Origin of the sequence: Curtobacterium luteum (assembly GCF_001475545.1) — a bacterium.
Lineage (GTDB): Bacteria > Actinomycetota > Actinomycetes > Actinomycetales > Microbacteriaceae > Curtobacterium > Curtobacterium luteum_A.
In genome coordinates this window covers 18,986-42,482 of sequence record NZ_LDQC01000061.1, presented here as the reverse complement: position 1 = coordinate 42,482, position 23,497 = coordinate 18,986, and the positions used below count along the sequence as shown (strand labels likewise).

The 23,497-nt window shown below is 70.8% G+C and carries 20 protein-coding genes; 9 read left to right on the top strand and 11 right to left on the bottom strand.

Going from position 1 to position 23,497, the window contains the following annotated elements; translation table 11 throughout:
• Positions 1 to 12 precede the first annotated feature (12 nt).
• Positions 13 to 1,269 carry a hypothetical protein gene (locus tag NS184_RS11325; RefSeq protein ID WP_083513646.1) on the bottom strand — a complete coding sequence of 419 codons (1,257 nt, stop codon included), beginning with the start codon at positions 1,267 to 1,269 and terminating at the stop codon, positions 13 to 15.
• Entirely contained in the window at positions 1,254 to 2,336 is a 1,083-nt protein-coding gene (dapE, locus tag NS184_RS11320) for a succinyl-diaminopimelate desuccinylase (protein WP_058726219.1), read from the bottom strand. Before dapE ends, NS184_RS11325 begins: the two co-directional genes overlap by 16 nt.
• A gap of 212 nt (positions 2,337 to 2,548) precedes the next feature.
• Here dapE and dapD point away from each other — a divergent pair, with 212 nt between their 5' ends.
• Positions 2,549 to 3,514, top strand: a complete 966-nt coding sequence (gene dapD, locus NS184_RS11315) for a 2,3,4,5-tetrahydropyridine-2,6-dicarboxylate N-succinyltransferase (RefSeq protein ID WP_058726218.1) — start codon at positions 2,549 to 2,551, stop codon at positions 3,512 to 3,514.
• A 9-nt stretch (positions 3,515 to 3,523) separates the two neighbouring features.
• Complete coding sequence (locus NS184_RS11310; protein WP_058726217.1) at positions 3,524 to 4,333, top strand: alpha/beta hydrolase; 810 nt, start codon at positions 3,524 to 3,526, stop codon at positions 4,331 to 4,333.
• 411 nt (positions 4,334 to 4,744) lie between these two features.
• Here NS184_RS11310 and NS184_RS11305 read toward each other — a convergent pair whose 3' ends face one another.
• The 7 genes from NS184_RS11305 to typA form a co-directional block, all read right to left on the bottom strand.
• Positions 4,745 to 6,043 (bottom strand): citrate synthase, encoded by a 1,299-nt coding sequence (locus NS184_RS11305; RefSeq protein WP_083513640.1) that lies wholly within the window; start codon positions 6,041 to 6,043, stop codon positions 4,745 to 4,747.
• Positions 6,044 to 6,242: 199 nt separating this feature from the next.
• Positions 6,243 to 7,370, bottom strand: a complete 1,128-nt coding sequence (gene dapC / locus NS184_RS11300) for a succinyldiaminopimelate transaminase (RefSeq protein ID WP_058726216.1) — start codon at positions 7,368 to 7,370, stop codon at positions 6,243 to 6,245.
• 14 nt (positions 7,371 to 7,384) lie between these two features.
• A complete protein-coding gene (gene fdxA, locus NS184_RS11295) occupies positions 7,385 to 7,702 on the bottom strand; it encodes a ferredoxin (RefSeq protein ID WP_058726215.1) in 318 nt (105 codons plus the stop codon).
• Between the two features lie 9 nt (positions 7,703 to 7,711).
• Entirely contained in the window at positions 7,712 to 8,935 is a 1,224-nt protein-coding gene (locus NS184_RS11290) for a PIG-L family deacetylase (RefSeq protein WP_058726214.1), read from the bottom strand.
• Between the two features lie 24 nt (positions 8,936 to 8,959).
• Complete coding sequence (locus tag NS184_RS11285; protein WP_152998179.1) at positions 8,960 to 9,502, bottom strand: hypothetical protein; 543 nt, start codon at positions 9,500 to 9,502, stop codon at positions 8,960 to 8,962.
• 70 nt (positions 9,503 to 9,572) lie between these two features.
• Positions 9,573 to 10,766: an amidohydrolase gene (locus tag NS184_RS11280; RefSeq protein WP_058726240.1), complete on the bottom strand. Its 1,194-nt coding sequence runs from the start codon at positions 10,764 to 10,766 to the stop codon at positions 9,573 to 9,575.
• A 111-nt stretch (positions 10,767 to 10,877) separates the two neighbouring features.
• Entirely contained in the window at positions 10,878 to 12,800 is a 1,923-nt protein-coding gene (gene typA / locus NS184_RS11275) for a translational GTPase TypA (protein WP_058726212.1), read from the bottom strand.
• Between the two features lie 125 nt (positions 12,801 to 12,925).
• Between typA and NS184_RS11270 the strand changes: the two genes are divergently transcribed.
• The 3 genes from NS184_RS11270 to NS184_RS11260 all read left to right on the top strand — a co-directional run bounded on the left by NS184_RS11270 (position 12,926) and on the right by NS184_RS11260 (position 15,042).
• A complete protein-coding gene (locus NS184_RS11270) occupies positions 12,926 to 13,675 on the top strand; it encodes a CPBP family intramembrane glutamic endopeptidase (protein WP_058726211.1) in 750 nt (249 codons plus the stop codon).
• Positions 13,676 to 13,810: 135 nt separating this feature from the next.
• A complete protein-coding gene (locus NS184_RS11265; protein ID WP_058726210.1) occupies positions 13,811 to 14,290 on the top strand; it encodes a peroxiredoxin in 480 nt (159 codons plus the stop codon).
• A 212-nt stretch (positions 14,291 to 14,502) separates the two neighbouring features.
• The gene (locus tag NS184_RS11260; RefSeq protein WP_058726209.1) at positions 14,503 to 15,042 is read left to right on the top strand and encodes a PH domain-containing protein; all 540 of its coding nucleotides are present in this window, start codon (positions 14,503 to 14,505) and stop codon (positions 15,040 to 15,042) included.
• A gap of 135 nt (positions 15,043 to 15,177) precedes the next feature.
• On the opposite strand, the gene NS184_RS11255 is transcribed toward NS184_RS11260, so the two are convergent.
• Positions 15,178 to 16,044: a helix-turn-helix transcriptional regulator gene (locus NS184_RS11255; RefSeq protein WP_242863035.1), complete on the bottom strand. Its 867-nt coding sequence runs from the start codon at positions 16,042 to 16,044 to the stop codon at positions 15,178 to 15,180.
• On the opposite strand from NS184_RS11255, the gene NS184_RS11250 reads away from it, so the two are divergent.
• Positions 16,039 to 17,115: a zinc-binding dehydrogenase gene (locus tag NS184_RS11250; protein WP_058726207.1), complete on the top strand. Its 1,077-nt coding sequence runs from the start codon at positions 16,039 to 16,041 to the stop codon at positions 17,113 to 17,115. The two genes, NS184_RS11255 and NS184_RS11250, sit on opposite strands and share 6 nt — an antisense overlap.
• Before the next feature lie 312 nt (positions 17,116 to 17,427).
• Here NS184_RS11250 and NS184_RS11245 read toward each other — a convergent pair whose 3' ends face one another.
• On the bottom strand, positions 17,428 to 19,146 hold the full coding sequence (locus NS184_RS11245; protein WP_083513638.1) for an ABC transporter family substrate-binding protein: 1,719 nt from the start codon (positions 19,144 to 19,146) through the stop codon (positions 17,428 to 17,430).
• Positions 19,147 to 19,399: 253 nt separating this feature from the next.
• Here NS184_RS11245 and NS184_RS11240 point away from each other — a divergent pair, with 253 nt between their 5' ends.
• Genes NS184_RS11240 through NS184_RS11230 form a run of 3 tightly spaced genes read left to right on the top strand, consistent with a single transcriptional unit; the run spans position 19,400 to position 23,462 of the window.
• Positions 19,400 to 20,380: an ABC transporter permease gene (locus NS184_RS11240; RefSeq protein ID WP_058726205.1), complete on the top strand. Its 981-nt coding sequence runs from the start codon at positions 19,400 to 19,402 to the stop codon at positions 20,378 to 20,380.
• 3 nt (positions 20,381 to 20,383) lie between these two features.
• Positions 20,384 to 21,322 carry an ABC transporter permease gene (locus NS184_RS11235; RefSeq protein ID WP_083513637.1) on the top strand — a complete coding sequence of 313 codons (939 nt, stop codon included), beginning with the start codon at positions 20,384 to 20,386 and terminating at the stop codon, positions 21,320 to 21,322.
• Positions 21,315 to 23,462, top strand: coding sequence for a dipeptide ABC transporter ATP-binding protein (locus NS184_RS11230; RefSeq protein ID WP_083513636.1), 2,148 nt, complete (start codon positions 21,315 to 21,317; stop codon positions 23,460 to 23,462). The genes NS184_RS11235 and NS184_RS11230 overlap by 8 nt, the downstream gene beginning before the upstream one ends.
• The last annotated feature ends 35 nt before the right edge of the window (positions 23,463 to 23,497 follow it).

The window sequence follows — 23,497 nt, the reverse complement described above, 5'->3', positions numbered from 1 at the left end:
GGGAGCCCTCGATCACGGCGGCGTCCAGTCGTAGCCGTCCACCCACCAGTTCGCGTACAGCCACACCCACTGGAGCAGCACCGCGACGACGACCAGCACGACCCGGTACACCCGTGACCGCGGCAGCGCAACGACCGCGAGCAACGGTGCGACCGGCATGAGGATGCGCCACGTGCTCGACTGCGGGAAGAACACCGCGAGGAGGTAGACCACGTACGCCACGACCCAGAGACGCAGCTCGAGCCCCACCCGACGTGCTGCGGGCGCCCACACGAGGAACGCGAGCGCCGCGAGGCCGAGCGGGATCGCGAGCGCTGCCGGCCAGCCGCCCGGGTAGCGCAGCCACCACGCGAACCCCTCGACCCACGGCGAGAACGGCAGGAGCTCGCCCCACCCGACGTAGGACGACCGCCAGGCGAGCTCGGTGTCGGTGTACGCCTTCGGCACCCCGGTGACGGCCCACGCGATCGCCGGCCACGCCAGCCCGACGAGTCCGGAGATGACCGCCACGACGAGCGGGGGCAGGCCGGTTCGGAGCGTGGGACGCGCGGTTTCGCGGACCCAGGCGGGTCGGAACCACCACACGGCCAGGAACAGGGCGAGGAAGAACGCGAACGCCAGCCCGGTCGGCCGGGTCATGCCGAGCAGCAGCACGACGGGCAGCATCGTCCACCACCGGCGGTCCACCGCGAGCAGCAGCGCCGCGAAGAGCAGGAACAGGCCCATGGACTCGGCGTAGGCGACCTGGAACATCACCGAGGTCGGCGCCACGCAGAGGAGCACCGTGGCGAAGGTTGCGCGGGATGCGTCCAGGAACCTCCCGACGAGCCGCCGGAACACGAGTGCCGCGCCCAGACCCGCCAGGAGGGACACCGTCACCGCGACCGCCTCGAACGACGCACCGGTGAGCAGCATGAGCCCGCGCACGAGGAACGGGTACGCGGGCATGAAGGCCCAGGCGTTCTCGGTGACGTGCCCCGCGGCGTCCACGGGCAGGGTCGACGGGTAGCCGCCGGTCGCGATCACCCGGTACCAGGCGCCGTCCCAGATCGCGGCGAACGACAGGTACGACGGGTGCTCCGACGTGAAGGAGTTCGCCGACTGCACAGCTGCGAACCCCTGCATCACCACGGTCGTGACGACCCGCGCGAGCACGTAGACGACCGTGATCCGCACCCACCACGGCACCGCTCGGTAGCGGGCGCGCCACCGCACGGCCCGATCGGACCGGGCGCGGAGGGTCCCGCCGGTCGTCAGGCGGTCAGCCACCGACGGAGGCCGTCCTCGACCGACGTGATCTGCGCGAGCGGCACCTGCTCGTCGTCGTGGTGCGCGAAGACGGGCTCGCCAGGGCCGTAGTTGACCGCGGGGACTCCCAGGGCGGAGAACCGCGCGACGTCGGTCCAGCCGTACTTCGGTCGGGGTGCCGGACCACCGACCGCAGCGACGAACTCTTGCGCGAGCGGTGCGTCGAGCCCCGGCCGGGCACCGGCCGCGAGGTCGACGATCTGCACGTCGTAGCCGTCGAAGAGCGCGCGGATGTGGGCGACGGCCTCGTCCGCGCTGCGCGACGGTGCGAAGCGGTAGTTCACGTGGACCATGGCCTCGTCCGGGATGACGTTGCCGGCGATCCCGCCCGAGATGCCCACGGCGTTCAGCCCTTCTCGGTACTCGAGGCCGTCGACCGTCACCGTGCGCGGCTCGTACGCCGCGAGCGTCGCGAGGATCGGCGCCGTCTTGTGGATCGCGTTGTCGCCGATCCAGCTGCGGGCGCTGTGCGACCGCTTGCCGAACGTGCGGATCTCGGCGCGGAGGTTGCCGTTGCACCCGCCCTCGATCTGCGCTCCGGACGGCTCGCCGAGGATCGCGAAGTCGCCGGCCAGGAGCTCGGGCCGGGTCCGCGAGAGCCGGCCGAGGCCGTTCAGCGAGTCGCTCACCTCTTCGTGGTCGTAGAAGACCCAGGTCACGTCATTGGTCGGCTCGGCGAGGTCGTGCGCGAGCTTGAGCTGCACCGCGACGCCGGCCTTCATGTCCACCGTGCCGCGGCCCCAGAGGATCTCGGTGCCGTCCTCGGTCGTGCGGAACTCGGTGGGCAGGTTGTCGTTCAGCGGCACCGTGTCGATGTGCCCGGCGATGACGACCCGGCGGTCACGACCGAGGTCCGTGCGCGCCACGATCGCGTCGCCGTCCCGGACGACGTCGAGGTGCGGCAGCGGCGTGAGCGCCGCCTCGATCGCATCGGCGAGGGCGCCTTCGTTGCCCGACACCGACTCGATGTCGCAGATCGCGCGGGTGATGTCGATGGACGAGGCGGTGAGGTCGAGCTGCTGCGGCATGCGGGCAGCCTACCGGCCGACCCTTGTCGGCTGCCGTCGAGCCGGCCACCTGTGGACGGCGGGCGACCGGTCCACAGGTGGCGTGCCTCCAGGCCCGGCGCGGAGGCGCGGATCGCGTCCCGCGCGAGCCGGCCGGGAGGCCCGTGGCGCGTTCTCCACAGGCCGTCCGGCCGGACGGTGGTCGCCGCTCGCACCTCGCTACCCTTGTCCACGTGACCGACACGACCGCCTCCGCCCGCCCGACCACCGCCTGGGGCCACGGCCTCGCGACGATCGCCGCCGACGGCACGACGCTCGACACCTGGTACCCGGAGACGCACCTCGGCGCGCGGCCGTCCGACGCCGCCTTCCCCGAGGACCTGCTGGCGCACGTCGGCGACGACCCTCGTCGCGCCGTCCGGATCGAGGCGGTCACCACCGAGGTCACGATCGACGCGGCCCCCACGAGCACGCCGGACGCGTACCTGCGACTGCACCTGCTCAGCCACCTGCACGTCCGCCCGAACGAGGTCAACCTCGACGGAGTCTTCGCGCACCTGCCGATCGTCGCGTGGACGAACGCCGGCCCGGTCTCCCCCGCAGACCTCACCCGGCTGCGTCCGTCGCTCCAGCGTGCGGGCATCGCGGTGCACGCGATCGACAAGTTCCCGCGGCTGGTCGACTACGTCGTGCCGGACCGGGTGCGCATCGGCGATGCGAACCGGGTCCGTCTCGGCGCGCACCTCGCCCCCGGCACCACGGTCATGCACGAGGGCTTCGTGAACTTCAACGCGGGGACCCTCGGCGACGCCATGATCGAGGGGCGCGTGTCCCAAGGCGTCGTCGTCGGCGACGGCACGGACATCGGTGGCGGTGCTTCCATCATGGGCACGCTCTCGGGTGGGGGCACGCACCGGGTGTCGCTCGGCGCGCGGGCCCTGCTCGGCGCCAACGCCGGCCTCGGTGTCTCCCTCGGCGACGACTCCGTGGTCGAGGCCGGCCTCTACGTGACCGCCGGCACCAAGGTCGTCCTCGTCGGGGCAGCACCGAACCCGGACGGCACCCCGAAGACCGTCAAGGCCGCAGAGCTCTCGGGCACCCCGAACATCCTCTTCCGGCGCAACTCGGTCACCGGCGCGGTCGAGGCCCTGCAGCGCCAGGGCCAGGGCATCCAGCTGAACACCGCCCTGCACGCGTAGCCGACCCACATGGGGGCGCCACCCGCGGGTCCGACGATCTCTGGTCCGCACGGTCCGGTCCCGGTCCGACACTACGGGTCGGGTTCGGCCGTCACGCTCGTGTGGCTGCACGGCGGCGGGTTCTTCCGGGGCGACCTCGACCTCCCGGAGTCGCACGCGGTGGCGACGGAGTTGGCGGCCCGCGGGATCGACGTCATCGCGGTCGACTACCGGCTCGCTCCCCTGCCCGGGCTGCCGTTCGTCGGTCGCCGGGGGCCCCGCGGCCGACGACGCCATCCGGCCGCGGCTGACGAGGTGCGCGCCGTGCTCGACGCCGTCCGCGACGAGGTCTCAGGGCGGCTGCTCCTCGGCGGAGCGAGTGCCGGGGCGTGCATCGCTGCGGCCGTCACTCGAACGCTACCGACGGGGGCCCGACCTGACGGGCTGTTCCTGGCCTACGGCTTCTTCCACGCGCTCACCCCGCGCGACGCTGCCGTCACCCGGACCGTCCGGGGACACCGCCGGTTGACCCACCACCCCGCGCTGCTCGATCGCGCCAACCGGAACCTCGTCGGACGCGGAGCGCCGACGGACACCGCGTTCCCGGGCGGCCAGGACCTGTCCGGGTTCCCGCCCGTCCTCATGGTCGACGCCGACCACGACACGATGCGGTCGTCGGGTGACCTCTTCGCGGCCGAACTGCGCAGCGCCGGCGCAGACATCGAGCGGCACGTGCTGCCCGACGCTCGACATGCCTTCCTCAACCGCCCGCGCACGCCGGATTCGGACGCCGCGCTCGACCTCGTGACCGCCTGGGCGCTGACGCAGCCCACCCGCTAGCCGCCGGCGCGCCGCGCCTGAGCCGACCGATGCGCCCGCCGCGCCGTCCTGCTCGGCGTCCGCCGCGCCCGACGGATCCGCACAACCAAAGACAGAACGAACCGCGCGTTTCCACGGTTTCACACGTCTTTGGTTGTGCGAGGCCAACCGGCACCACGGGACGTGGCAGCGACGCGTCGTCCACGGGACGCCGGCGCTGACGCCGAGACGTCGGCGGCGACGCGTCGTCGGCCTGGAGGCGCGTGGCGGGCCGGCACCGCGCCTCCAGTCCGCCACGTGTGCACGACCAGGGACACGCCGCACCACGTGTATCCGTGGTGCGGCGTGTCTCCGGTCGTGCGCCGATCGCGCGCGCGAGGGACGCACCGGTCTCGCGCGCTGGAGCGCGCGCAGCCCGCCCCGCCCCGCGCCTCAGCGCGCCGGCAGGTCCCGCTCGGGGTACCCCACGTAGAGCTGCTGCGGACGCCCGATCTTGTTCAGCGGGTCGTTGTTGAGCTCACGCCACTGCGCGATCCACCCCGGCAGCCGCCCGATCGCGAACAGCACCGTGAACATCCGCGGCGGGAAGCCCATCGCCTTGTAGATGATGCCCGTGTAGAAGTCGACGTTCGGGTAGAGCTTGCGGCTGACGAAGTACTCGTCCTCGAGCGCGATCCCCTCGAGCTCCATGGCGATGTCGAGCAGGTCGTCCTGCACCCCGAGGGCCTCGAGCACCTCGTGCGCGGACTCCTTCACGAGCTTCGCGCGCGGGTCGTAGTTCTTGTAGACGCGGTGGCCGAAGCCCATGAGCTTCACCCCGCGTTCCTTGTTCTTCACCCGCTCGACGAAGCGCGACACCGGCTCGCCGGAGTCCTTGATCTGCTGGAGCATCTCGAGCACGGCCTCGTTCGCACCACCGTGCAGCGGGCCGTAGAGGGCGTTGATGCCGGCCGAGATCGACGCGAACATGTTCGCCTTCGTGGAGCCCACGAGCCGGACGGTCGCGGTGGAGGCGTTCTGCTCGTGGTCCTCGTGCAGGATGAGCAGCCGTTCGAGCGCCTTGGAGAGCACGGGGTTCGGCTGGTAGGTCTCGGCCATGGTGCCGAAGTTCAGCCGGAGGAAGTTGTCGACGAACGACAGCGAGTTGTCCGGGTACAGGAACGCCTGCCCGATCGCCTTCTTGTGCGCGTACGCCGCGATGACCGGGAGCTTCGCGAGCAGCCGTACGGTCTGCAGCTCGACCTTCTCCGGGTCGTCGACGCTCATGTCGTCCTCGTAGTACGTCGACAGGGCGCTGACGGCGCTCGACAGGACGGACATGGGGTGCGCCGAGTGCGGGAGGGCGTCGAACAGGCGACGGAGGTCCTCGTGCAGCAGCGTGTGGCGGCGGATGCGGGCGTCGAAGGACTCGAGCTCGGCGGCCGTCGGCAGCTCGCCGTAGATGAGGAGCCACGCGACCTCGAGGAAGGTGCAGTTCGACGCGACCTGGTCGATCGGGTACCCCCGGTAGCGCAGGATCCCCTGGTCGCCGTCGATGTACGTGATCGCGCTCTTCGTCGAGCCGGTGTTCACGAAGCCGTAGTCGAGGGTGTTCATCCCCGTCTGCTTCTTGAAGGTCGAGATGTCCACCGTGGACGCGCCGTCGACGCTCGGCAGGATCGGGAACTCCGCCGAGCCACCCGGGAACGTCAGCGTCGCGGTCTCGGTCTGCTGCTCCGCAGCCGGGCTCACGGGGACGGGCGTGGTGGGCGGTGTGGCCGTCTTCTGAGCGTCGTTGGCAGTGTCAGTCACGATGACAGCCTAATCGCGCCCACTGTCGGTCGTGCACACTCCCGCGCTCCGGGATTGGTGGGAACCACGGATTGCGCTGACAGCGCACCACGTGGTGCCGACCGGACGGGAGGCACGACACCCGCCCGTCGGACACGGTTCAGTCCGCGGACACCCGGCTCGTGCGCCGCGCGCTCGCGAGCCGCTGCGCGGCCGCCGCGATGCGCTCGTCGGTCGCGGTGAGGGCGACGCGGACGTGCTCCTCCCCGGCTGGACCGTAGAACGTCCCGGGCGCGACGAGGATCCCGCGGTCGGCGAGCCACGCGACGGTGTCGAGCGCGGGCTCGCCCCGCGTCGCCCAGAGGTACAGGCCGGCCTCGCTGTGGTCGATGCGGAAGCCGGCGCCGTCGAGTGCCCGTCGCAGCATGTTCCGGCGCGCCTTGTACCGGGACTTCTGCTGGTGCACGTGCGTCTCGTCCTCGAGCGCGACGATCATGGCCTGCTGCACGGGCAGCGGCGGCATCATGCCGGTGTGCTTGCGGACCGCGAGGACCTCGGCGAGGAGCGCGGCGTCGCCGGCCACGAACGCGGCGCGGTAGCCGGCGAGGTTCGACTGCTTCGAGAGCGAGTACACGCTGAGCACGCCCGAGAGCGAGTCGCCCACGACGCGCGGGTCGAGGATGGTGGGGGTCGGCGCGGTGTCGTACGGCGGTTCCCACCCGAGTTCGGCGTAGCACTCGTCACCCACGATGACGGCGCCGAGCTCGCGGGCACGCTCGACCGCGACACGCAGCTGCTCGATCGACAGGACACGGCCGTCGGGGTTCCCCGGGGAGTTCAACCACACGAGCTTGGTCGACTCCGGCCACGCCGCGGGGTCGTCGGAGGCGAGCGCGTCCGCGCCGACGAGGGCGGCACCGAGCTCGTACGTGGGGTAGGCGGCCTCCGGGAACACGACCGTGTCGCCGCGGCCGATGCCGAGCCACAGCGCGAGTCCGGCGATGAACTCCTTGGAGCCGATCGTCGGCAGGACCTGCTCGGGGGTGAGCGTGACACCCTGTCGGCGGCCGTACCACGCGGCGATCGCCTCACGCAGGGCCGGGGTCCCGGCGACCTGCGGATACGCGTGCGCGTCGGTGGCCTCGGCGAGGGCACGGCGGACGAGCTCCGGTGTCGGGTCGACGGGCGAGCCGACGCTGAGGTCGACGATGCCGCCCTCGACGGCCGCCGCGCGCTGCTTGAACGGGACGAGCTGGTCCCAGGGGAAGTCGGGGAGGTCGAGCGCCACGTGCGGGGTCCGGGTCAGCCGCGCGGGGGCTCGGCGAGGACGACCGGGTGGTCCTTGTGGATCACACCGACCTTCGCGGCGCCGCCGGGCGAGCCGACCTCGTCGAAGAACTCGACGTTGGCCTTGTAGTAGTCGGCCCACTCCTCGGGGAGGTCGTCCTCGTAGTAGATGGCCTCGACCGGGCAGACCGGCTCGCAGGCTCCGCAGTCGACGCACTCGTCCGGGTGGATGTACAGCGAGCGGTCACCCTCGTAGATGCAGTCGACCGGGCACTCGTCGATGCAGGCGCGGTCCTTGACGTCCACACAGGGCTGAGCGATCACGTACGTCACGGTTCGATCCTACTCGCGGCCCTGGGCGGATCCGGACAGGCCGGTGTCCGACGGCGCCGCGGAGGCCACCCCGGTCGTCGCCGGTCCGGCCGAACGACGCCTGTCGCCGAAGTCCGGCCAGACGAGCACGACGAACGCGACGGCCGTCGGGGCGATCATCCACGTGTAGCCCGCGGCGTTCGCGAGGACGAGCTGCAGCAGGAACGTCGTCGCGAGCGCGATGCCGAGCCAGACCGCGACGACGAGCACCCGCGAGCGGTACAGCAGCCGGATGCCCGCGAGCAGCCCGATCACCACGAGCGTCGGCAGGAAGATGCCGATCGGGAACGTGCCGATCGTCTGCTGGTGCGTCACGGAGCCGAGGCCGCCCGCCACGAGTCCGAGCACGAACGACACGACGACCGCCGTGGCCTTGCCCTGCGGGGAGAACTCGGCGAAGGTCTGCGGCGCCGGCGGGACCGGGTCGGCATCGTGCCGGAAGGCCTCGACGGCGGGGGCGGACTGCCGTTCACCGTGGGGCATCACCCACGAGAGCGCGGTCGGGTCGGCGGGGTCGACCGGATCCACGGTGAGCTGCGAACGGTACTGCTCGAGCGCCGCACGGACCTTCGCCCGCACCGGGACGACGTCCACGGTCAGGTCGGCCTGCCCCGTGTCGGCCGGGACGATCATCGAGAAGGCGACCTCCTCGGCGCGCGCGGCGTACCGAGCCGCGTGGTGCACCCGCACGTGGTCGGGGTGCCCGTAGCCGCCGTCGTCCGCGTAGCTCACGACGGCGTCGGCCATCGTCGACCGGATCGCGGCACGGACGTCGTCCACGACCTCGCCGAGGTCTGCCGCGGTGAGCGAGTCCGCCGGGGCGTCGTCGGCGGCCGTCGCGCGTCCGTCCGGTCCCCACTGCATCCCCGAGTCGGCGTACCGACGCTCGGGCAGGTCGGTCGGGCGCGCTCCCGCTCCCCCGAGCCAGAGGTGCGCCGGACCGCCGAGCGCGGCCAGCGCAGCGGCGATCTCGCCCTCGCGGTGGGCGGCGACGCGGGGGCCGTCACCCTCGAGCGGTGCGAGCTCGGCGGTGAGCATCTCCCCCCGCTCACCCCGGGTCGCGGTGAGGACGGTGACCTCGGCGCCGAGCTCCAGCAGGGTGGCGATCGTCCCGCCCGACACGAGGGTCTCGTCGTCGGGGTGGGCGTGCACGAACAGGACGCGCTCTGGGCGGGTGACGGGGACCTCGGACATCGGTGCCCAGCGTACGGGACCGGCCTAGCGCGAGGTCACGATGTACGTCGCGGTCACTCCGGCATCGGTCTTCGCGAGGGTCAGGACGACGCGGTACCCGTCGCTCCGGAACAGCCCGAACGCGCTCGACGAGTCCTCCCGCTTCACCGACTCCGTGTAGCCGGCGCGCGTCAGGGCGTCGGCCGCGGCCTGGAACTCGTCGACCGACCCGACCCGGACCTGGGCGACCCAGCCGGAGCCGTCCGGACCCGAGCCGCCGCCGAGGACCGTCCCGTCGACGAGCGGCACGTCCTTCGTCGGGAAGCCGTCGGGCAGCTGCCCGTCCGAGGTCACCTTCGCACCCTTGAGCGCCGTGTCGAGCGCACCGTCGATGCCGCCCGCGACCGACGCCATGCCGTCCTGGATCGCCTTGCCGTCGATCCCCTGGACCGCGTTCGACACGTCCGAGGCGACCGACGAGCCGAGGTCGGTGGCCTGTCGGACGGTGTCGGAGGAGCAGCCGCTCAGCCCTGCCAGGGCGATGCCGGCGGCGACGGCGGCGATCAGGGTGCGGGTCGGGGTGCGCATGCGCAGCACCCTAGAGCGTCTGCCGGGAGGCGCGGCGCACGTTCGCTGTGAAGCTCCCGTCCGACGACGCTCAGGCCAGGTACGCGCGCGCCGCGGCCACGGCCGCGTCCACGCCGACGGGGATCGACGTCTCGGCCTGCGGCGCGTAGAACGGCGAGTGGTTGCTCGGGATCTCCTGCCCGGTGCGGAACAGCTCCGGGTCGGTGATGCCGGTGAACCAGTACACGATCGGCACGCCCGCGGCGGTGGCGAGCTGTCCGACGTCCTCGGACGCCATCGCCAGGCCCGACTCGAGGTCGATGGCGTTGGGCACGGCCTCGCGGACGGCGGCGAGGACCGTCGCGGCCTGCTCCGGGTCGTTCACGAGGACATCGGCACCCGGTGCGCGGTCGATCGTCGGCTCGGGCAGCCCACCCGCTTCGCTCTCGGCACGGACGATCCGCTCGATCGACGCGATGATCCGGCCGCGGGTCTCCTCGTTGCGGGCGCGGGTGGAGATCTCGATGACCGCCTGGTCGGGGATGATGTTCGCGCGCGTGCCCGCGTGGAACGAGCCGACCGTGACGACCCCGGCGTCGCTCGGGGCGACCTCGCGCGAGACGACGGTCTGCAGCCGGACCACGGCCGAGGCGGCGGTGACGACCGGGTCGAGCGAGGCCTGCGGCGCCGAACCGTGGGCGCCGCGGCCGTTGAACGTCACCGTGAGCCGGTCGCTCGACGCCATCACCGGGCCGGACCCCACCGCGACGGTGCCGACCGGCGCCGGGGCGGAGTGCTGGCCGAGGACGACGTCGGGCTTCGGGAAGCGCTCGACCAGGCCGTCGTCGATCATGGCGCGCGCGCCGGAGATGACCTCTTCCGCCGGCTGGAACACGCCGACGACGGTGCCGTGCCACTCGTCCGTGGTCGACACGAGCCGCTCGAGCGTGCCGAGGAGCCACGTCACGTGGATGTCGTGGCCGCAGGCGTGCATGGTCGCGACCGTCGCGCCGGACTCGTCCTGCCCGGTGTGCTCGCTCGCGTACGGGAGTCCGGTGCGCTCCTGGACGGGCAGCCCGTCCATGTCGGCACGCAGCCAGACCGTCGGTCCCTCGCCGTTGTGCAGGACGGCGACGACGCCCGTGCCGCCGACGCCCGTCGTGACCTCGACACCGGACAGCTCCGCGAGCCGCTCGGCGATCACCCCCGCCGTCCGGTGCTCCTGGAAGCCGAGCTCCGGGTGTGCGTGGAGGTCCTGGTAGATGGCAAGCAGATCGAACGTCACGCAGACCACCGTACAACCGTGCCGTGACACGACCGCGGCCCGGCCACCTCGACGAGGTGACCGGGCCGACGGACGGAGGACGGGCCTCCCGGCTGCTGCTCCGCGGCGTGCCTACGCATCCTGGCGCTTGAGGCGGGCGTACGCGCGCTGGCGCGCCTGCGCGTCCAGCTCGACCTTGCGGATGCGGACGGCGTCGGGGGTGACCTCGACGCACTCGTCCTCCCGGGCGAACTCGAGGCACTCCTCGAGCGACAGCTGCCGCGACGGGGTCATCGACTCGAAGGTGTCGGCCGTCGACGAACGCATGTTCGTCAGCTTCTTCTCCTTCGTGATGTTCACGTCCATGTCGTCGGCGCGCGAGTTCTCGCCGATGACCATGCCCTCGTAGACCTCCTCCGTCGGGTTGACGAAGAACGTCATCCGCTCCTGGAGGTTCGTGATGGCGAACGGCGTGACGACGCCCGCACGGTCGGACACGATCGAGCCGTTGATGCGGGTCTGGATCGGACCGGCCCACTCGCCGTAGCCGTGCGAGATGGCGTTCGCGATGCCCGTGCCCCGGGTCTCGGTGAGGAACGACGTGCGGAAGCCGATGAGGCCGCGCGACGGGACGATGAACTCCATGCGGATCCACCCGGTGCCGTGGTTCACCATGTTCTCCATGCGGCCCTTGCGAGCGGCCATGAGCTGGGTGATGGCGCCGAGGTACTCCTCCGGCGTGTCGATCGTCATGTGCTCGTACGGCTCGAGCGTCTTGCCGTTCTCGTCCTTCTTCGTGACGACCTGCGGCTTGCCGACCGTGAGCTCGTAGCCCTCACGGCGCATCTGCTCGACGAGGATCGCCAGCGCGAGCTCGCCGCGGCCCTGGACCTCCCACGCGTCGGGACGGCCGATGTCCTGGACCTTGAGCGAGACGTTGCCGACGAGCTCGCGGTCGAGGCGGTCCTTCACCATGCGGGCGGTGAGCTTGTGGCCCTTGACCTTGCCGACGAGCGGGCTCGTGTTCGTGCCGATCGTCATCGAGATCGCCGGGTCGTCGACCGTGATGGTCGGCAGCGGCCGGACGTCCTCGGGGTCGGTCAGGGTCTCACCGATGGTGATGTCCTCGAAGCCCGCGACCGCGACGATGTCACCGGGGCCCGCGGACTCGGCCGGGTAGCGGTCGAGCGCCTTCGTGATGAGGAGCTCGGTGATGCGGGCGTTCTGCACGGAGCCGTCGTGCTTCACCCAGGCCACGGTCTGGCCCTTCTTCATCGTGCCGTGGAAGATGCGGAGGAGCGCGAGGCGGCCGAGGAACGGCGACGCGTCGAGGTTCGTGACGTGGGCCTGCAGCGGGTGCTCGTCGTCGTAGGTCGGCGCCGGCACGTGCTGCAGGATCGCCTCGAACAGCGGCTCGAGGTCCTCGTTGTCCGGCAGGCTGCCGTCCTCCGGCTTGTTGCGCGACGCGGCTCCGGCGCGGCCCGAGGCGTACACGACGGGGACGTCGAGGATGGCGTCGAGGTCGAGGTCGTCGACCTCGTCCGACAGGTCGGAGGCCAGGCCGAGCAGGAGGTCCTGCGACTCGGAGACGACCTCGTCGATGCGGGAGTCCGGGCGGTCCGTCTTGTTGACGAGGAGGATCACCGGGAGCTTCGCGGCGAGCGCCTTGCGGAGCACGAAGCGGGTCTGGGGCAGCGGACCCTCGGACGCGTCGACGAGCAGCACGACACCGTCGACCATCGAGAGGCCGCGCTCGACCTCACCGCCGAAGTCGGCGTGGCCGGGGGTGTCGATCACGTTGATCGTGATGCGGCCGCCCGGGTTGAACTCCTCGGCGTGCTTCCCGTTGTAGAGCACCGAGGTGTTCTTCGCGAGGATGGTGATGCCCTTCTCGCGCTCGAGGTCGTTCGAGTCCATCATCCGGTCCTCGCCCTCGAAGTGGGCGTCGAACGAGTTGGTCTGCGTGAGCATCGCGTCGACGAGGGTGGTCTTGCCGTGGTCGACGTGTGCCACGATGGCGACGTTGCGCAGGTCGGACCGGGTGGCGAGCGCCATACAGGACATCCTTCAAGTGTTCGGAGAAGATCGGGCGGCCGGTCGACGTGGACACATGGCACCCGTGGGCAGAACGCCCGACACGCCAGTCTACCGGTAGTTCGCAACCAACAGGAGTACAGACCATGAGCCGACGGCGAACGTGGACCGAGATCACGATCGTCCTCATGCTGTCGCTCGGCGGCAGCGCGCTCTACTCGATCCTGCAGATCATCGACGACCTGTCCCAGACCACCCCGCTCGGGCAGCAGTCCACCGCGCTCAACCAGTCGACCACGACCGTGCAGTACGTCGACCTCGCGCGGCAGCTCGTCGGCATCGCCGTGGACCTCGCCCCGGTCGCGCTCGTCTGCTACCTCCTGTGGAGCACCACGCGCCCGCACCTGTCCCGCCTCGGGATCGACCGGTTCCGGGCGCGGCCGGACCTCGGCGGCGCGGCCCTCATCGCGCTGTGCATCGGGGTCCCCGGGCTCGCGCTGTACTTCACGGGCCGGGCGCTCGGGTTCACGGTGAACGTCGACCCCGCGGCACTCGACTCGTACTTGTGGACGATCCCGGTCCTGCTGCTCTCGGCCGTCCGGTCGGGGCTGCAGGAGGAGGTCATCGTCATCGGCTACCTCTACGAGCGGCTCGGCGGGCTCGGGTGGGGCCGGTGGCAGATCATCCTCAGCACCGCCGTGCTGCGCGGCAGCTACCACCTCTACCAGGGGTTCGGCGCGTTCGTCGGCAACGCGGTGATGGGCATCGTGTTCGGGTGGATCTACACGAAGTGGGGCCGGCTCCTCCCCCTCGTCATCACGCACTGTCTGCTCGACGCCGTCGTGTTCGTCGGGTACCCGTGGGTGGCGGCCGCGTTCCCGCAGCTCTTCCGGTGACGGCCCGCTGGACCGCGTACCCCCGTCCGGGCGTCAGCGACCTCACGGACACCGTGCACCCCACTCCTGGGGACGCACAGCAGATCCACAGCGCTCCGCGGACAGCCGCCTCGCCGCCGGCCGTACCGTGAGCACATGAGCATCCCCGAGGTCGGCGAACCCGCACCGGCCTTCAGCCTGGCCGGCACCGTCGTCCGTTACGGGAACCGCACCGACGGCGTCTACGACCTCACCTCGCAGATCGGCCGCACCGTGGTGCTCGCCTTCTACCCGGGTGACGCCACCCCGGTGTGCAGCGCGCAGCTGTGCAGCTACCAGGAGGAACTCGACGACTTCGACGACCTCGGTGCCGTCGTGTGGGGCATCAGCCCGCAGGCGCTCGACTCCCACGAGGCCTTCGCCCGCGGGTCCTCGCTGACCTTCCCGCTGCTGAGCGACCCGTCCGGCGCCGTCGTGCGGTCCTACGGCGTCCGCGCGCCCGGGATCGGCCTCCGGCGGTCGGTCTTCGTGATCGGACCGGACGGCATCGTGCGCTGGCGGCACATCGGGCTCGTCGGCCTGCGGTTCCCGAAGGCCGAGGTCATCCGCCAGCAGATCGAGCAACTCGTCTCGTGACGGCGTGTCGATCCCCGGAATCTCCCAGCCTAGGGTATTGACACCCGAACGGGGGTCCGGCGACCATTGGTGGAACGAGAGGTCCACGTAGGACTTGCCTCCCCGGAGAATCGGGTCGTCCGGAGATACGCGCCGGTGTGTCACACCCGCTCCCCGGACGTCTCCGGGGAGGCACTCTCGGAACACGCATTCGTGTCTCCTACCCTTGGTGCGTGACCGTCATCGTCGCGCCCGGGATGCGCCTGCTCGCCGTCGTGCTCTGGGCCGCCTCCGTCGCGCTCGTCCCCCTCGCCCTCGTCGGCGACGGATCGCCCTGGCTCGCGCCGATCCCGAGCGTCTTCATCGCGTTCCTCGCATGGGCAGTCCTCTGGCGCCCGCGCATCGAACTCGCGCCCGACGCGCTCCGCGTCGTCGACGTCCGCCGCACCAGCAGTTACGCCTGGCGCCGCGTCACCGAGGTCCGCACGAAGTACGGCCTCGAGGTCGTCTCCAGCGAGGGCGTCCGCCGCACCTGGATCGCGACGCGGCCGACGGCTCGCCTCGCGGCACACCGACCGGGAGGCTCGGTGCGGCTCACCGTCGACGCCGCGGCCGACGAGGTGCGCGCGATGGTCCCCGCGGCGGCACCGCAGGGCGGCCCGCCCCCGACGAGCGTCACCGCGGCCCCGATCACGCACCGGGCGCACGGTTGGTCGGTGCTCGCGCTGGTCGTGCTCGGCTTCGTCGCGACGATGGCGGCCGCGCAGCTCTGACGCAGCACCGACGAGGACGACGGATCTCCCCCCGCGAGGAGCGATCCCGGACTGTGAGCCACTCCCCGACGACGTCGTCCAGCCCACCGAACAGGTGCAGGGCCGGAGCGGCGGACGGTTCCGCGAGGCGCACCCTCACAGCAGACGGTAGGTCGTCATGGTCTGGTCTGGTCGGTCTGCGACCTCGAACGACGTGTAGGCCAGGTGTTGCAGTTGCCCGTCGGCTCGCCGAACGCGTTTGATCCCCCCTCGTTCGGTACCCACGTCGTAGCGTGTCCACCATTCGTCGGCCTCCGGGCTGCCCCGGCGCAGCTCGTCCTCGAGTTGCGTGAAGGCCGCGTCACCCGGGCGCCGTCCGGCTCGGGCGCGGAACCGTCCGAGGAGCCCCTGCGCCACGTCGGTCCAGTCCGGCAGGACCTCACGCGCATCCGCCGCGAGGAACATCCACCGAACGAGGTTCGGATGCTCGTCGTGCGTCAGCGCGCCGCGGAACAGGTCGGCCGCCGCCGTGTTCCACGCGAGCAGGTCGAAGCGCGCGCCCGTCACGTACGTCGGGGCCGGACCCAGCAGGTCGACCACGCGCGCTACCTCCGGATCGAGGACGTCCACCGAGGTCGTCGCAGCGTGCGGCTGCCCCGCGATGGCGATCAGGTGCGCGCGCTCCGCATCGCCGAGTTCGAGCGCTCGCGCCAGCGCTTCGAGCACCTGGCGCGACGGGTGGACGTCCCGGCCCTGCTCCAGGAACGTGTACCAGGTGGCGCTGATGCCCGCGAGCATCGCCAGTTCCTCACGACGCAAGCCCGGGGTTCGACGACGAGGCGATCCGGGCAGGCCGACCTCGGTCGGGCGGACTCGTTCCCGTCGGGCACGCAGGAACGTCCCCAGCTCTCGACGCTGCTGCTCGGTGACGTCACGCAAACCGTCCCTCCCTGGTGGTCTGGGTACCAGTATGCGGCGGCTCTGGATGCCGGGACCAAGCCCGCCGAGGCTGTCGTCATGCACGCATGGACTCTCGACAGCATCGGCTCGCCACTCGTCGTCGAGGAGGTGGCGGATCCGGCCCTGCGCAGCGGGGGCGTGTCGTTGCGCATGCGCGCGGTGCAGGTCCCCGCCTACACACGGGTGCTCGTCGAGGGTGGCCGCGGCAGCATCGCGACACCGACCGTGCTCGGCATCGGCGGCATCGCGACCGTCGAACAGGTCGCGGACGACGTCACGACCGTTCGTCGGGGCGAGACGGTGCTGTGCACCGGATTCCTCCGCAGCGGACGTGTCGCCGAGCCGGAGGAGGTCCTGCTCGGGTGGACCGGGATCGGCGGCCGCGGGACGACGACGGACACCACCGATCGGATGCGTCGGCTCTGGCGGAACGGCACCTTCGCCGAGCGCGCCGTCGTGCCCGCGTCGACCGTGGTCGCGCTCCCCGGCGCCGACGCCTACGCCGATCCGACGAAGCTCGCCTTCCTGCCGTGGTTGAGCGTCGCAGCCGGCGCGGTCGAGCGCAGTGAGATGACGGCCGGAGACCGCGTCGTCGTGCTGGGCGCGAGTGGGCAGATGGGCGGAGCTGCTGTCCTCCTGGCACTCGCCCGCGGTGCCAGCCGGGTCGTGGCCGTGGGACGGGACGCTGGCAGTCTCGACCGACTGGAGGCGTTGGACCCACGCGTGCGGGCCGTCCGGTCCGTCAGCACCCGCGGTGACGACGCCGCAGCGATCGGCGCAGCGGTCGACGGCGAGGCGGACGTCGTCATCGACGCGCTCGGACCGACGCCGACCCCGGGCCTCACCATGGCCGGGTTCGACAGCGTGCGTGCAGACGGCACGATGGTCCTCCTGGGCGGGGTCCGCCAGACCCTCCCGATCCCGTACGGCGAACTCATGCGACGGCGGATCACCCTCCGGGGCTCGTGGATGTGCTCCGAGGAGACGGCGTTCCGCGTCTGGCGTCAGGTCCAGGCCGGCGTCATCGACCTCCGGAGCCTCGGAGTCGTCACCGTCGACATCGACGAACCCGCAGCGGCGCTCGCTCAGGCGGAGCGGACCCGCGGGCTGTCCATCGTGGTCCTGACCCCCTGACCCTCCGCCCGCGACCCCGTGCCCCGCTGACGCTCAGACATCGTGCGGGGGCCGATGGCCGATCGGGTGCTGCGGCCGGCGGTGGAACGGCGACGACGTCGCCGGTCCGACCGAGCGCCGTGCCGATCGGGTGCGGACCGGCCGGACCGGGCCTGCGCGCCGGACGCGAGGCCCACCGGACGCGCGCCGACCCACCGGGCCCGGGCCGAGCCTCCAGGCCGACGGCGGGGTGACGGACCTGTCCGGCCCGGTCGCGACGACACCCCCGACGCCGAGGCGCCGGGGGTGTCGTGTGCGGTGCGTGTCCGCGGACTACTTCTCGTAGCCCACGTCCTGCCACTTCACCGAGGACTGCTGGAACTGCGCCGGACCGTAGTTCACGAGGTCCTTGCGGACGCCCCACGCGTAGGGCTCCGGAAACAGCGGGATCGTGCCGGCGAGCGAGACGATCACCTTGTCGATCGCGTTCGCGTCCTTGATGCGTGCGCTCGGGTCGAGCTCACCGTTCGCCGTGTCCCACATCCCGCCGAGCGAGTCGTCGGTGATGCCCATGTAGTTCTGACCCGAGTTCGCCGGGTAGTAGATCGACTTCGTGGACGACACCGGGAAGGGCGTGCCCTGCCAGGCGAAGTACGTCGCGTCGAAGTCGCGCGTGGTCGTGGTGATGTACTTCGTGAAGAAGTCGTCGGTCGGCACGGTGTCGATCGTCACCTTGAAGCCGGCGGCCTTGGTCTGCTGCTGCACGAGCTGCGCGATGTTCGCCGAGTTCTGGTTGTCCGACGGGATCACGAAGCGGACCGAGAGCGTCTTGCCGCCCTTGGCCGCGTAGCCGTCCGAGCCGATCTTCCAGCCGGCGTCCTCGAGCTTCTGCTTGGCCTTTTCGACGCTGTAGCCGTACACGCTGGAGGCGTGGTCGGTGTAGCCCTTCTGACCCGGCAGGTAGATGAGGTTGTTGAGCACCGTGACCGGACTCTTCACCGGCGACAGGATCGCCTGGGCGAGGGTCTGGCGGTTGATCGCCTGCGCGAAGGCCTGGCGGACCTCCTTGTCCTTGAAGACGTCGGAGGTGCCGTTCAGGGTGATCTGCCGCTGCGTCGTGCCGAGCGAGCGCTCGATCTTCGAGTCGCTGCGGGTGTTCGCGGTCTTGAAGTTGTCGGCCGAGCCGTTCAGGTTGAAGGCGTCGAACTCCTTGTTGGCGTACGCCTGCGCGACACCGTCACGCGACACCGTCTTGAAGACGATCGTGTCGAGCTTCGGCGTGTCGCCCCACCACTTCGGGTTCTTCTCGAACGTGAGGACGCCACCGTTGCTGTCGAACGACTTGACGATGTAGGGGCCGCCGGAGACGTAGGTCTTGCCGTCCGCGGCGTACGGGCCCTTGGCCCACGCCTTGTTGAAGTGGTCGGGGGTGTCCACGGCCCAGTAGGGGTAGATGGTCCCGAGGACGCTCGGCCAGTCGGCGTTCGTCTTCGAGAACGTCATGATGACGTCACGCTCGTCCGAGCCCTGCTTGACCGAGTCGACGTCCTCCCACACGTTGGTGGCGAGGGGCGCGAACGCCTTGTTCGAGCCGTTGAGGGCCTTCCAGTTGGCCTCGACGTCCTTCTCGGTGATCGGGGTGCCGTCGGACCAGGTCGCCTTCGGGTTGATCGTGATCTCGACGGTCTGCGGCGAGTCCTTGGTCAGCTCGACCGACGTGGCGAAGTCCTTGTTCACCTCCCACTCGCCGTTCTCCTTGAACTGGATGAAGCCCGGCAGGTAGACGCCCGAGATGGTGGCGTCGTCGACCGTGCCGGAGTCGAGGTTGCTGACCTGGAAGTTCGCCGGAGCCGAGTCGATCGGCAGTGTGAGCGAACCGCCGTCCTTGATGTCGCTCCGGTCCGCGGTCGTCCAGCCCGTCGACTTCAGCGTCGACTGGGCGACGGCCGAGCTGCTTCCTCCGGCGTTCCCGCCGCCCGAGCAGCCCGCGAGCACGAGTGCTGCTGCGGCTGCCGTGGCGAGCACGGCCGTCGTCTTGATCCTCATTCGCATGGCGAGGATTCCCTTTCCTTGTGGTTCGCGCCGAGGCGCAGACGCGCGGCAGCCCCCGGCTGACACGCCTGTTGGTGAAGAACCCTGTCACACGTGCACAGCCGACACAGGCGATCGTGCGAGATCGAAACATGCTCGTAACGCGGGCCGCATAGCGTCGCTGTCGATCACCCTCCACGGTCCGGACCCGTTAGCCTGTCCGGACCGAACAACGCCGTCCGGACGGACGGCCGCACCCAAGAGGTCCCAGTACATGCTTGCTTTCCTCGCGAAGCGGATCGTCAACTACGTGATCCTGACGATCGTCGCGACGACCCTCGGTTACATCCTCGCCAGCGCGACGCTCAACCCCGCCGCACGGTTCCTGGGCCGCAACCCCGCGGTTCCCCAGGGCACCATCGACGCTTCCCTGCAGAAGCTCGGCGCCGACCCCAACGTGCCGCTCCTCGTCCGCACCTGGAACTGGTGGGTCAACCTCGTGACGCACGGCTCGCTCGGGATCAGCTCGCGGGGCACCGAGGTCACGGCCGACATCTTCGCCCGTGCCGGCACCAGTCTGCGTCTCCTCGTCATCGGCACGTTGCTCGGTGCACTCCTCGGCGTGCTGCTCGGCGTCTGGAACGCGGTGCGTCAGTACAAGACGTCCGACCAGGTCTCGACCTACCTGTCGTTCGCGGTACTGGCGACCCCGCCGTTCGTGATCGCGGTCGTCCTGATGATCCTCGCGACGACCACGAACAACGCCGTCGGCACGCAGGTGATCAGCTTCACCGGCGAGTACACCCCGGGGGTGACGGGGTTCTTCCCGGTCCTCGGCGACCGGCTCGTGCACCTGTTGTTGCCGACGATCTCGCTCACCGTCGGTGCCGTCGCCTCGTACTCCCGGTACCAGCGCTCGGCGATGCTCGACGTCCTGTCCAGCGACTACATCCGCACCGCGCGGTCCAAGGGCCGGACGCGGGCATCCGCCATCATGCGACACGGGGTGCGCGTGGCGCTCATCCCGATGTCGACCTTCTTCGCCTACTCGTTCGGCCTCATCCTGACCGGTGCGAGCATCACCGAGCTGGTCTTCAGCTGGCACGGCATGGGTGAGTACTTCGTCCAGAGCATCAGCAACAACGACATCAACGCGGCAGCGGGCACGATCCTCTTCACGGCGATCCTCGTGCTCATCGCAGGCACCCTCGCGGACCTGCTCTACGCCGCGCTCGACCCGCGAGTGAGGGTGTGACCCGTGTCCGTACTCGACCCAACGACCACGACCACCGCCGGTGACCCCGGCGACGGCAAGGCCGGCGAGCCGGCGCACGTCGTCGAGGTGAAGGGAGGCCGCACCCCGCTCTGGCGCAAGGTGTTCGGCACCTGGCGCGCCCGCATCGGCGGCGGCGCCCTCCTGCTCATCATCCTCTGGGCGTTCGTCGGCCCCTACCTCTACCACTGGAACGCGGTGGACTCGGACGGTCTGGCCTTCGGCATGCCGCCGAGCGGGTCGCACTGGTTCGGGACGAACGACATCGGGCAGGACATCTACGCCCAGACGCTCGTCGGCCTGCAGAAGTCGCTGCTCATCGGCCTCATCGCCGGCCCGGCCGCGACCCTCATCGCGGGCATCGTCGGTGCCATCGCGGGCTACTTCGGCGGCTTCATCGACCGAGCGCTCGTCTGGGGCATCGACCTGCTGCTCGTCATCCCGTCGTTCTACGCCCTGGTGCTCCTCAGCCCGCTGTTCAAGAGCCTCAGCTGGTTGGCGCTCATCATCGGTCTGGCGATCTTCGGCTGGATGATCATGGCGCGCGTGATCCGCGGGCAGACGATGTCACTGCGCGAGCGCGACTACGTCAAGGCCGCGCGGTTCATGGGCGTGCCGTCGTTCACGATCATCCGTCGGCACATCCTGCCGAACGTCGCGTCGCTGCTCATCATCGACGCCACGCTCGGCGTCGGGGCGATGATCCTGTCCGAGAGCGCCCTGAGCTTCTTCGGCTTCGGGATCCAGGTGCCGGACGTGTCCCTCGGCACCCTGCTCGCCGCCGGCAGCCAGTCCGCCGTCACCCGGCCGTGGCTGTTCGTCCTGCCGGCCGCGACCCTGGTCGCCACCGTCCTCTCCACCAGCCTGCTCGGCGACGCCCTGCGCGACGCCATCGACCCCACCTCTGGAGCCAACCGTGACTGAGCCGCTGCTCACCGTCTCCGACCTCTCCGTCACGTTCAACCCGTCGATCAAACCCGTGCACGCCGTCCGCGGTGTCGACTACACGGTGAACCACGGCGAGTTCCTCGGCATCGTCGGGGAGTCCGGTTCGGGCAAGTCCGTGTCGTCGATGGCCGTGATGGGACTGCTCCCGTCGTCGGCCAAGGTCGAGGGCAGCATCAGGTTCGACGGTCGTGAGCTCCTCGGTCTGAACGACCGCGAGCTGTCGAAGCTCCGCGGCGGTGACATCGCCATGGTGTTCCAGGACCCCCTGTCAGCCCTGACGCCGGTGTACACGATCGGCCAGCAGATCATCGAGGGGCTGCGCCTCCACGACCGGGCGCTCACCCCGCACGCCGCCCGCACCCGCGCCGAGGAGCTCCTCCGCGCCGTCGGCATCCCGAACCCGACGCGACGGCTCGAAGCCTTCCCGCACGAGTTCTCCGGCGGCATGCGCCAGCGCGCGATGATCGCGATCGCGATCGCCAACGACCCGAAGCTCATCATCGCGGACGAGCCCACCACCGCACTCGACGTGACCATCCAGGCGCAGATCCTCGACGTCCTGCAGAAGGCGAAGGACCTGACCGGCGCCGCCGTCGTCCTCATCACGCACGACCTCGGCGTCGTCGCGGGCAACGCGGACCGGGTCGCGGTGATGTACGCGGGACGGATCGTGGAGACCGCCCCGGTCGAGCCGCTGTTCCGCGAACCGGTGATGCCGTACACGATCGGCCTGCTGCGGTCGATGCCGAACATGGCGTCGTCACGGGCCGAGCGCCTCGTGCCGCTCGACGGCCGTCCGCCGCTGCTCACCCAGAAGCCGACCGGCTGCCCCTTCGCCGACCGCTGCCCGGCCGTGCTCGACGCCTGCCGCGAGGGCGAACCGGCCCTGGTCGCGCCGACCGTGGCCCCGAGCGCCGACAACCCGGTCCTGACCGGCACCACGCCGACGATCACGAACGGCGCCTTCGACGACGAGCACACCGCGGCCTGCATCCGGCGCGACGAGATCGCCGCCGGTACGCTCGCCCGCTCCGAGATCTTCCCCCGCCCCGAGGACGTCCCCGAGGCCTCGGTCGACCACGGCGACGACGTGGTGCTCGAGCTCGACGACGTCGTGAAGACCTTCCCGCTCACCAAGGGTGCCGTCTTCCGCCGCCGCATCGGCGAGGTGCACGCGGTCGACGGCATCTCCCTGACGCTGAAGCGCGGCCAGGTCCTGGGCCTCGTCGGCGAGTCCGGCTGCGGCAAGACGACGACGATCATGGAGATCCTCGAGCTCGCAGGCGCGCAGCAGGGCACGATCAAGGTCAACGGCGTCGACACGAGCACGCTGACGAAGCAGGACCGGCGGGCGCTCCGCAGCGACATCCAGGTCGTCTTCCAGGACCCGATGGCGTCCCTCGACCCGCGCCTCGACATCGGCTCCGTGATCGGCGAGCCCCTCACCGTGCACGGGGTCCCGAAGGACGAGATCCGCCGCAGGGTCCGTGACACGCTCGAACTCGTCGGACTCGAGCCGAGCTACATCGACCGGTACCCGCACGAGTTCTCCGGCGGCCAGCGGCAGCGCATCGGCATCGCCCGCGCGCTCATCGTGGAGCCCAAGATCCTCGTGCTCGACGAGCCGGTCTCGGCGCTCGACGTGTCCGTGCAGGCCGGTGTCATCAACCTCCTCGAGGACCTCAAGCACCGTCTCGGTCTCTCGTACCTGTTCGTCGCGCACGACCTGTCGGTCGTCCGGCACATCGCCGACGACGTCGCGGTGATGTACCTCGGTCGGATCGTCGAGTACGGCGAAGGCGACCGGGTGTTCGACGACCCGCAGCACCCGTACACCCGCGCCTTGCTCTCGGCGGTGCCCGTGCCGGACCCCTCGGCCGAGGCTGCTCGTGGCCGGATCCTGCTCGACGGCGACCTGCCCTCCCCCACCGACCGGATCGAGGGCTGCCGGTTCCGCACACGGTGCCCGCTCTACCAGCTCCTCGACGAAGGCCGGCAGCAGCAGTGCCGTTCGGTGGACCCGAGGCTGCAGGACGTCCACGGTCGCGGTGTGGCGTGTGTCCAGACGGACCAGAACCACCTGCTCACGGAGCGCACGGCCGCCGTCGCTCGCTGAGCCGGCGGGGCGGGCGTGCCCCGCGCCTCCAGGCC

Bases quoted from the DNA above. Each gene is read 5' to 3' on its own strand.
- typA (WP_058726212.1), bottom strand. From the start codon at position 12,800: ATGGCGCTCGCCACCCGGTCCGACCTGCGCAACGTCGCCATCGTGGCA.
- NS184_RS11285 (WP_152998179.1), bottom strand. From the start codon at position 9,502: ATGCGCACCCCGACCCGCACCCTGATCGCCGCCGTCGCCGCCGGCATC.
- NS184_RS11240 (WP_058726205.1), top strand. From the start codon at position 19,400: ATGCTTGCTTTCCTCGCGAAGCGGATCGTCAACTACGTGATCCTGACG.
- NS184_RS11250 (WP_058726207.1), top strand. From the start codon at position 16,039: ATGCACGCATGGACTCTCGACAGCATCGGCTCGCCACTCGTCGTCGAG.
- NS184_RS11265 (WP_058726210.1), top strand. From the start codon at position 13,811: ATGAGCATCCCCGAGGTCGGCGAACCCGCACCGGCCTTCAGCCTGGCC.
- dapE (WP_058726219.1), bottom strand. From the start codon at position 2,336: ATGCCGCAGCAGCTCGACCTCACCGCCTCGTCCATCGACATCACCCGC.
- NS184_RS11290 (WP_058726214.1), bottom strand. From the start codon at position 8,935: ATGTCCGAGGTCCCCGTCACCCGCCCAGAGCGCGTCCTGTTCGTGCAC.
- NS184_RS11270 (WP_058726211.1), top strand. From the start codon at position 12,926: ATGAGCCGACGGCGAACGTGGACCGAGATCACGATCGTCCTCATGCTG.
- NS184_RS11310 (WP_058726217.1), top strand. From the start codon at position 3,524: ATGGGGGCGCCACCCGCGGGTCCGACGATCTCTGGTCCGCACGGTCCG.
- NS184_RS11245 (WP_083513638.1), bottom strand. From the start codon at position 19,146: ATGCGAATGAGGATCAAGACGACGGCCGTGCTCGCCACGGCAGCCGCA.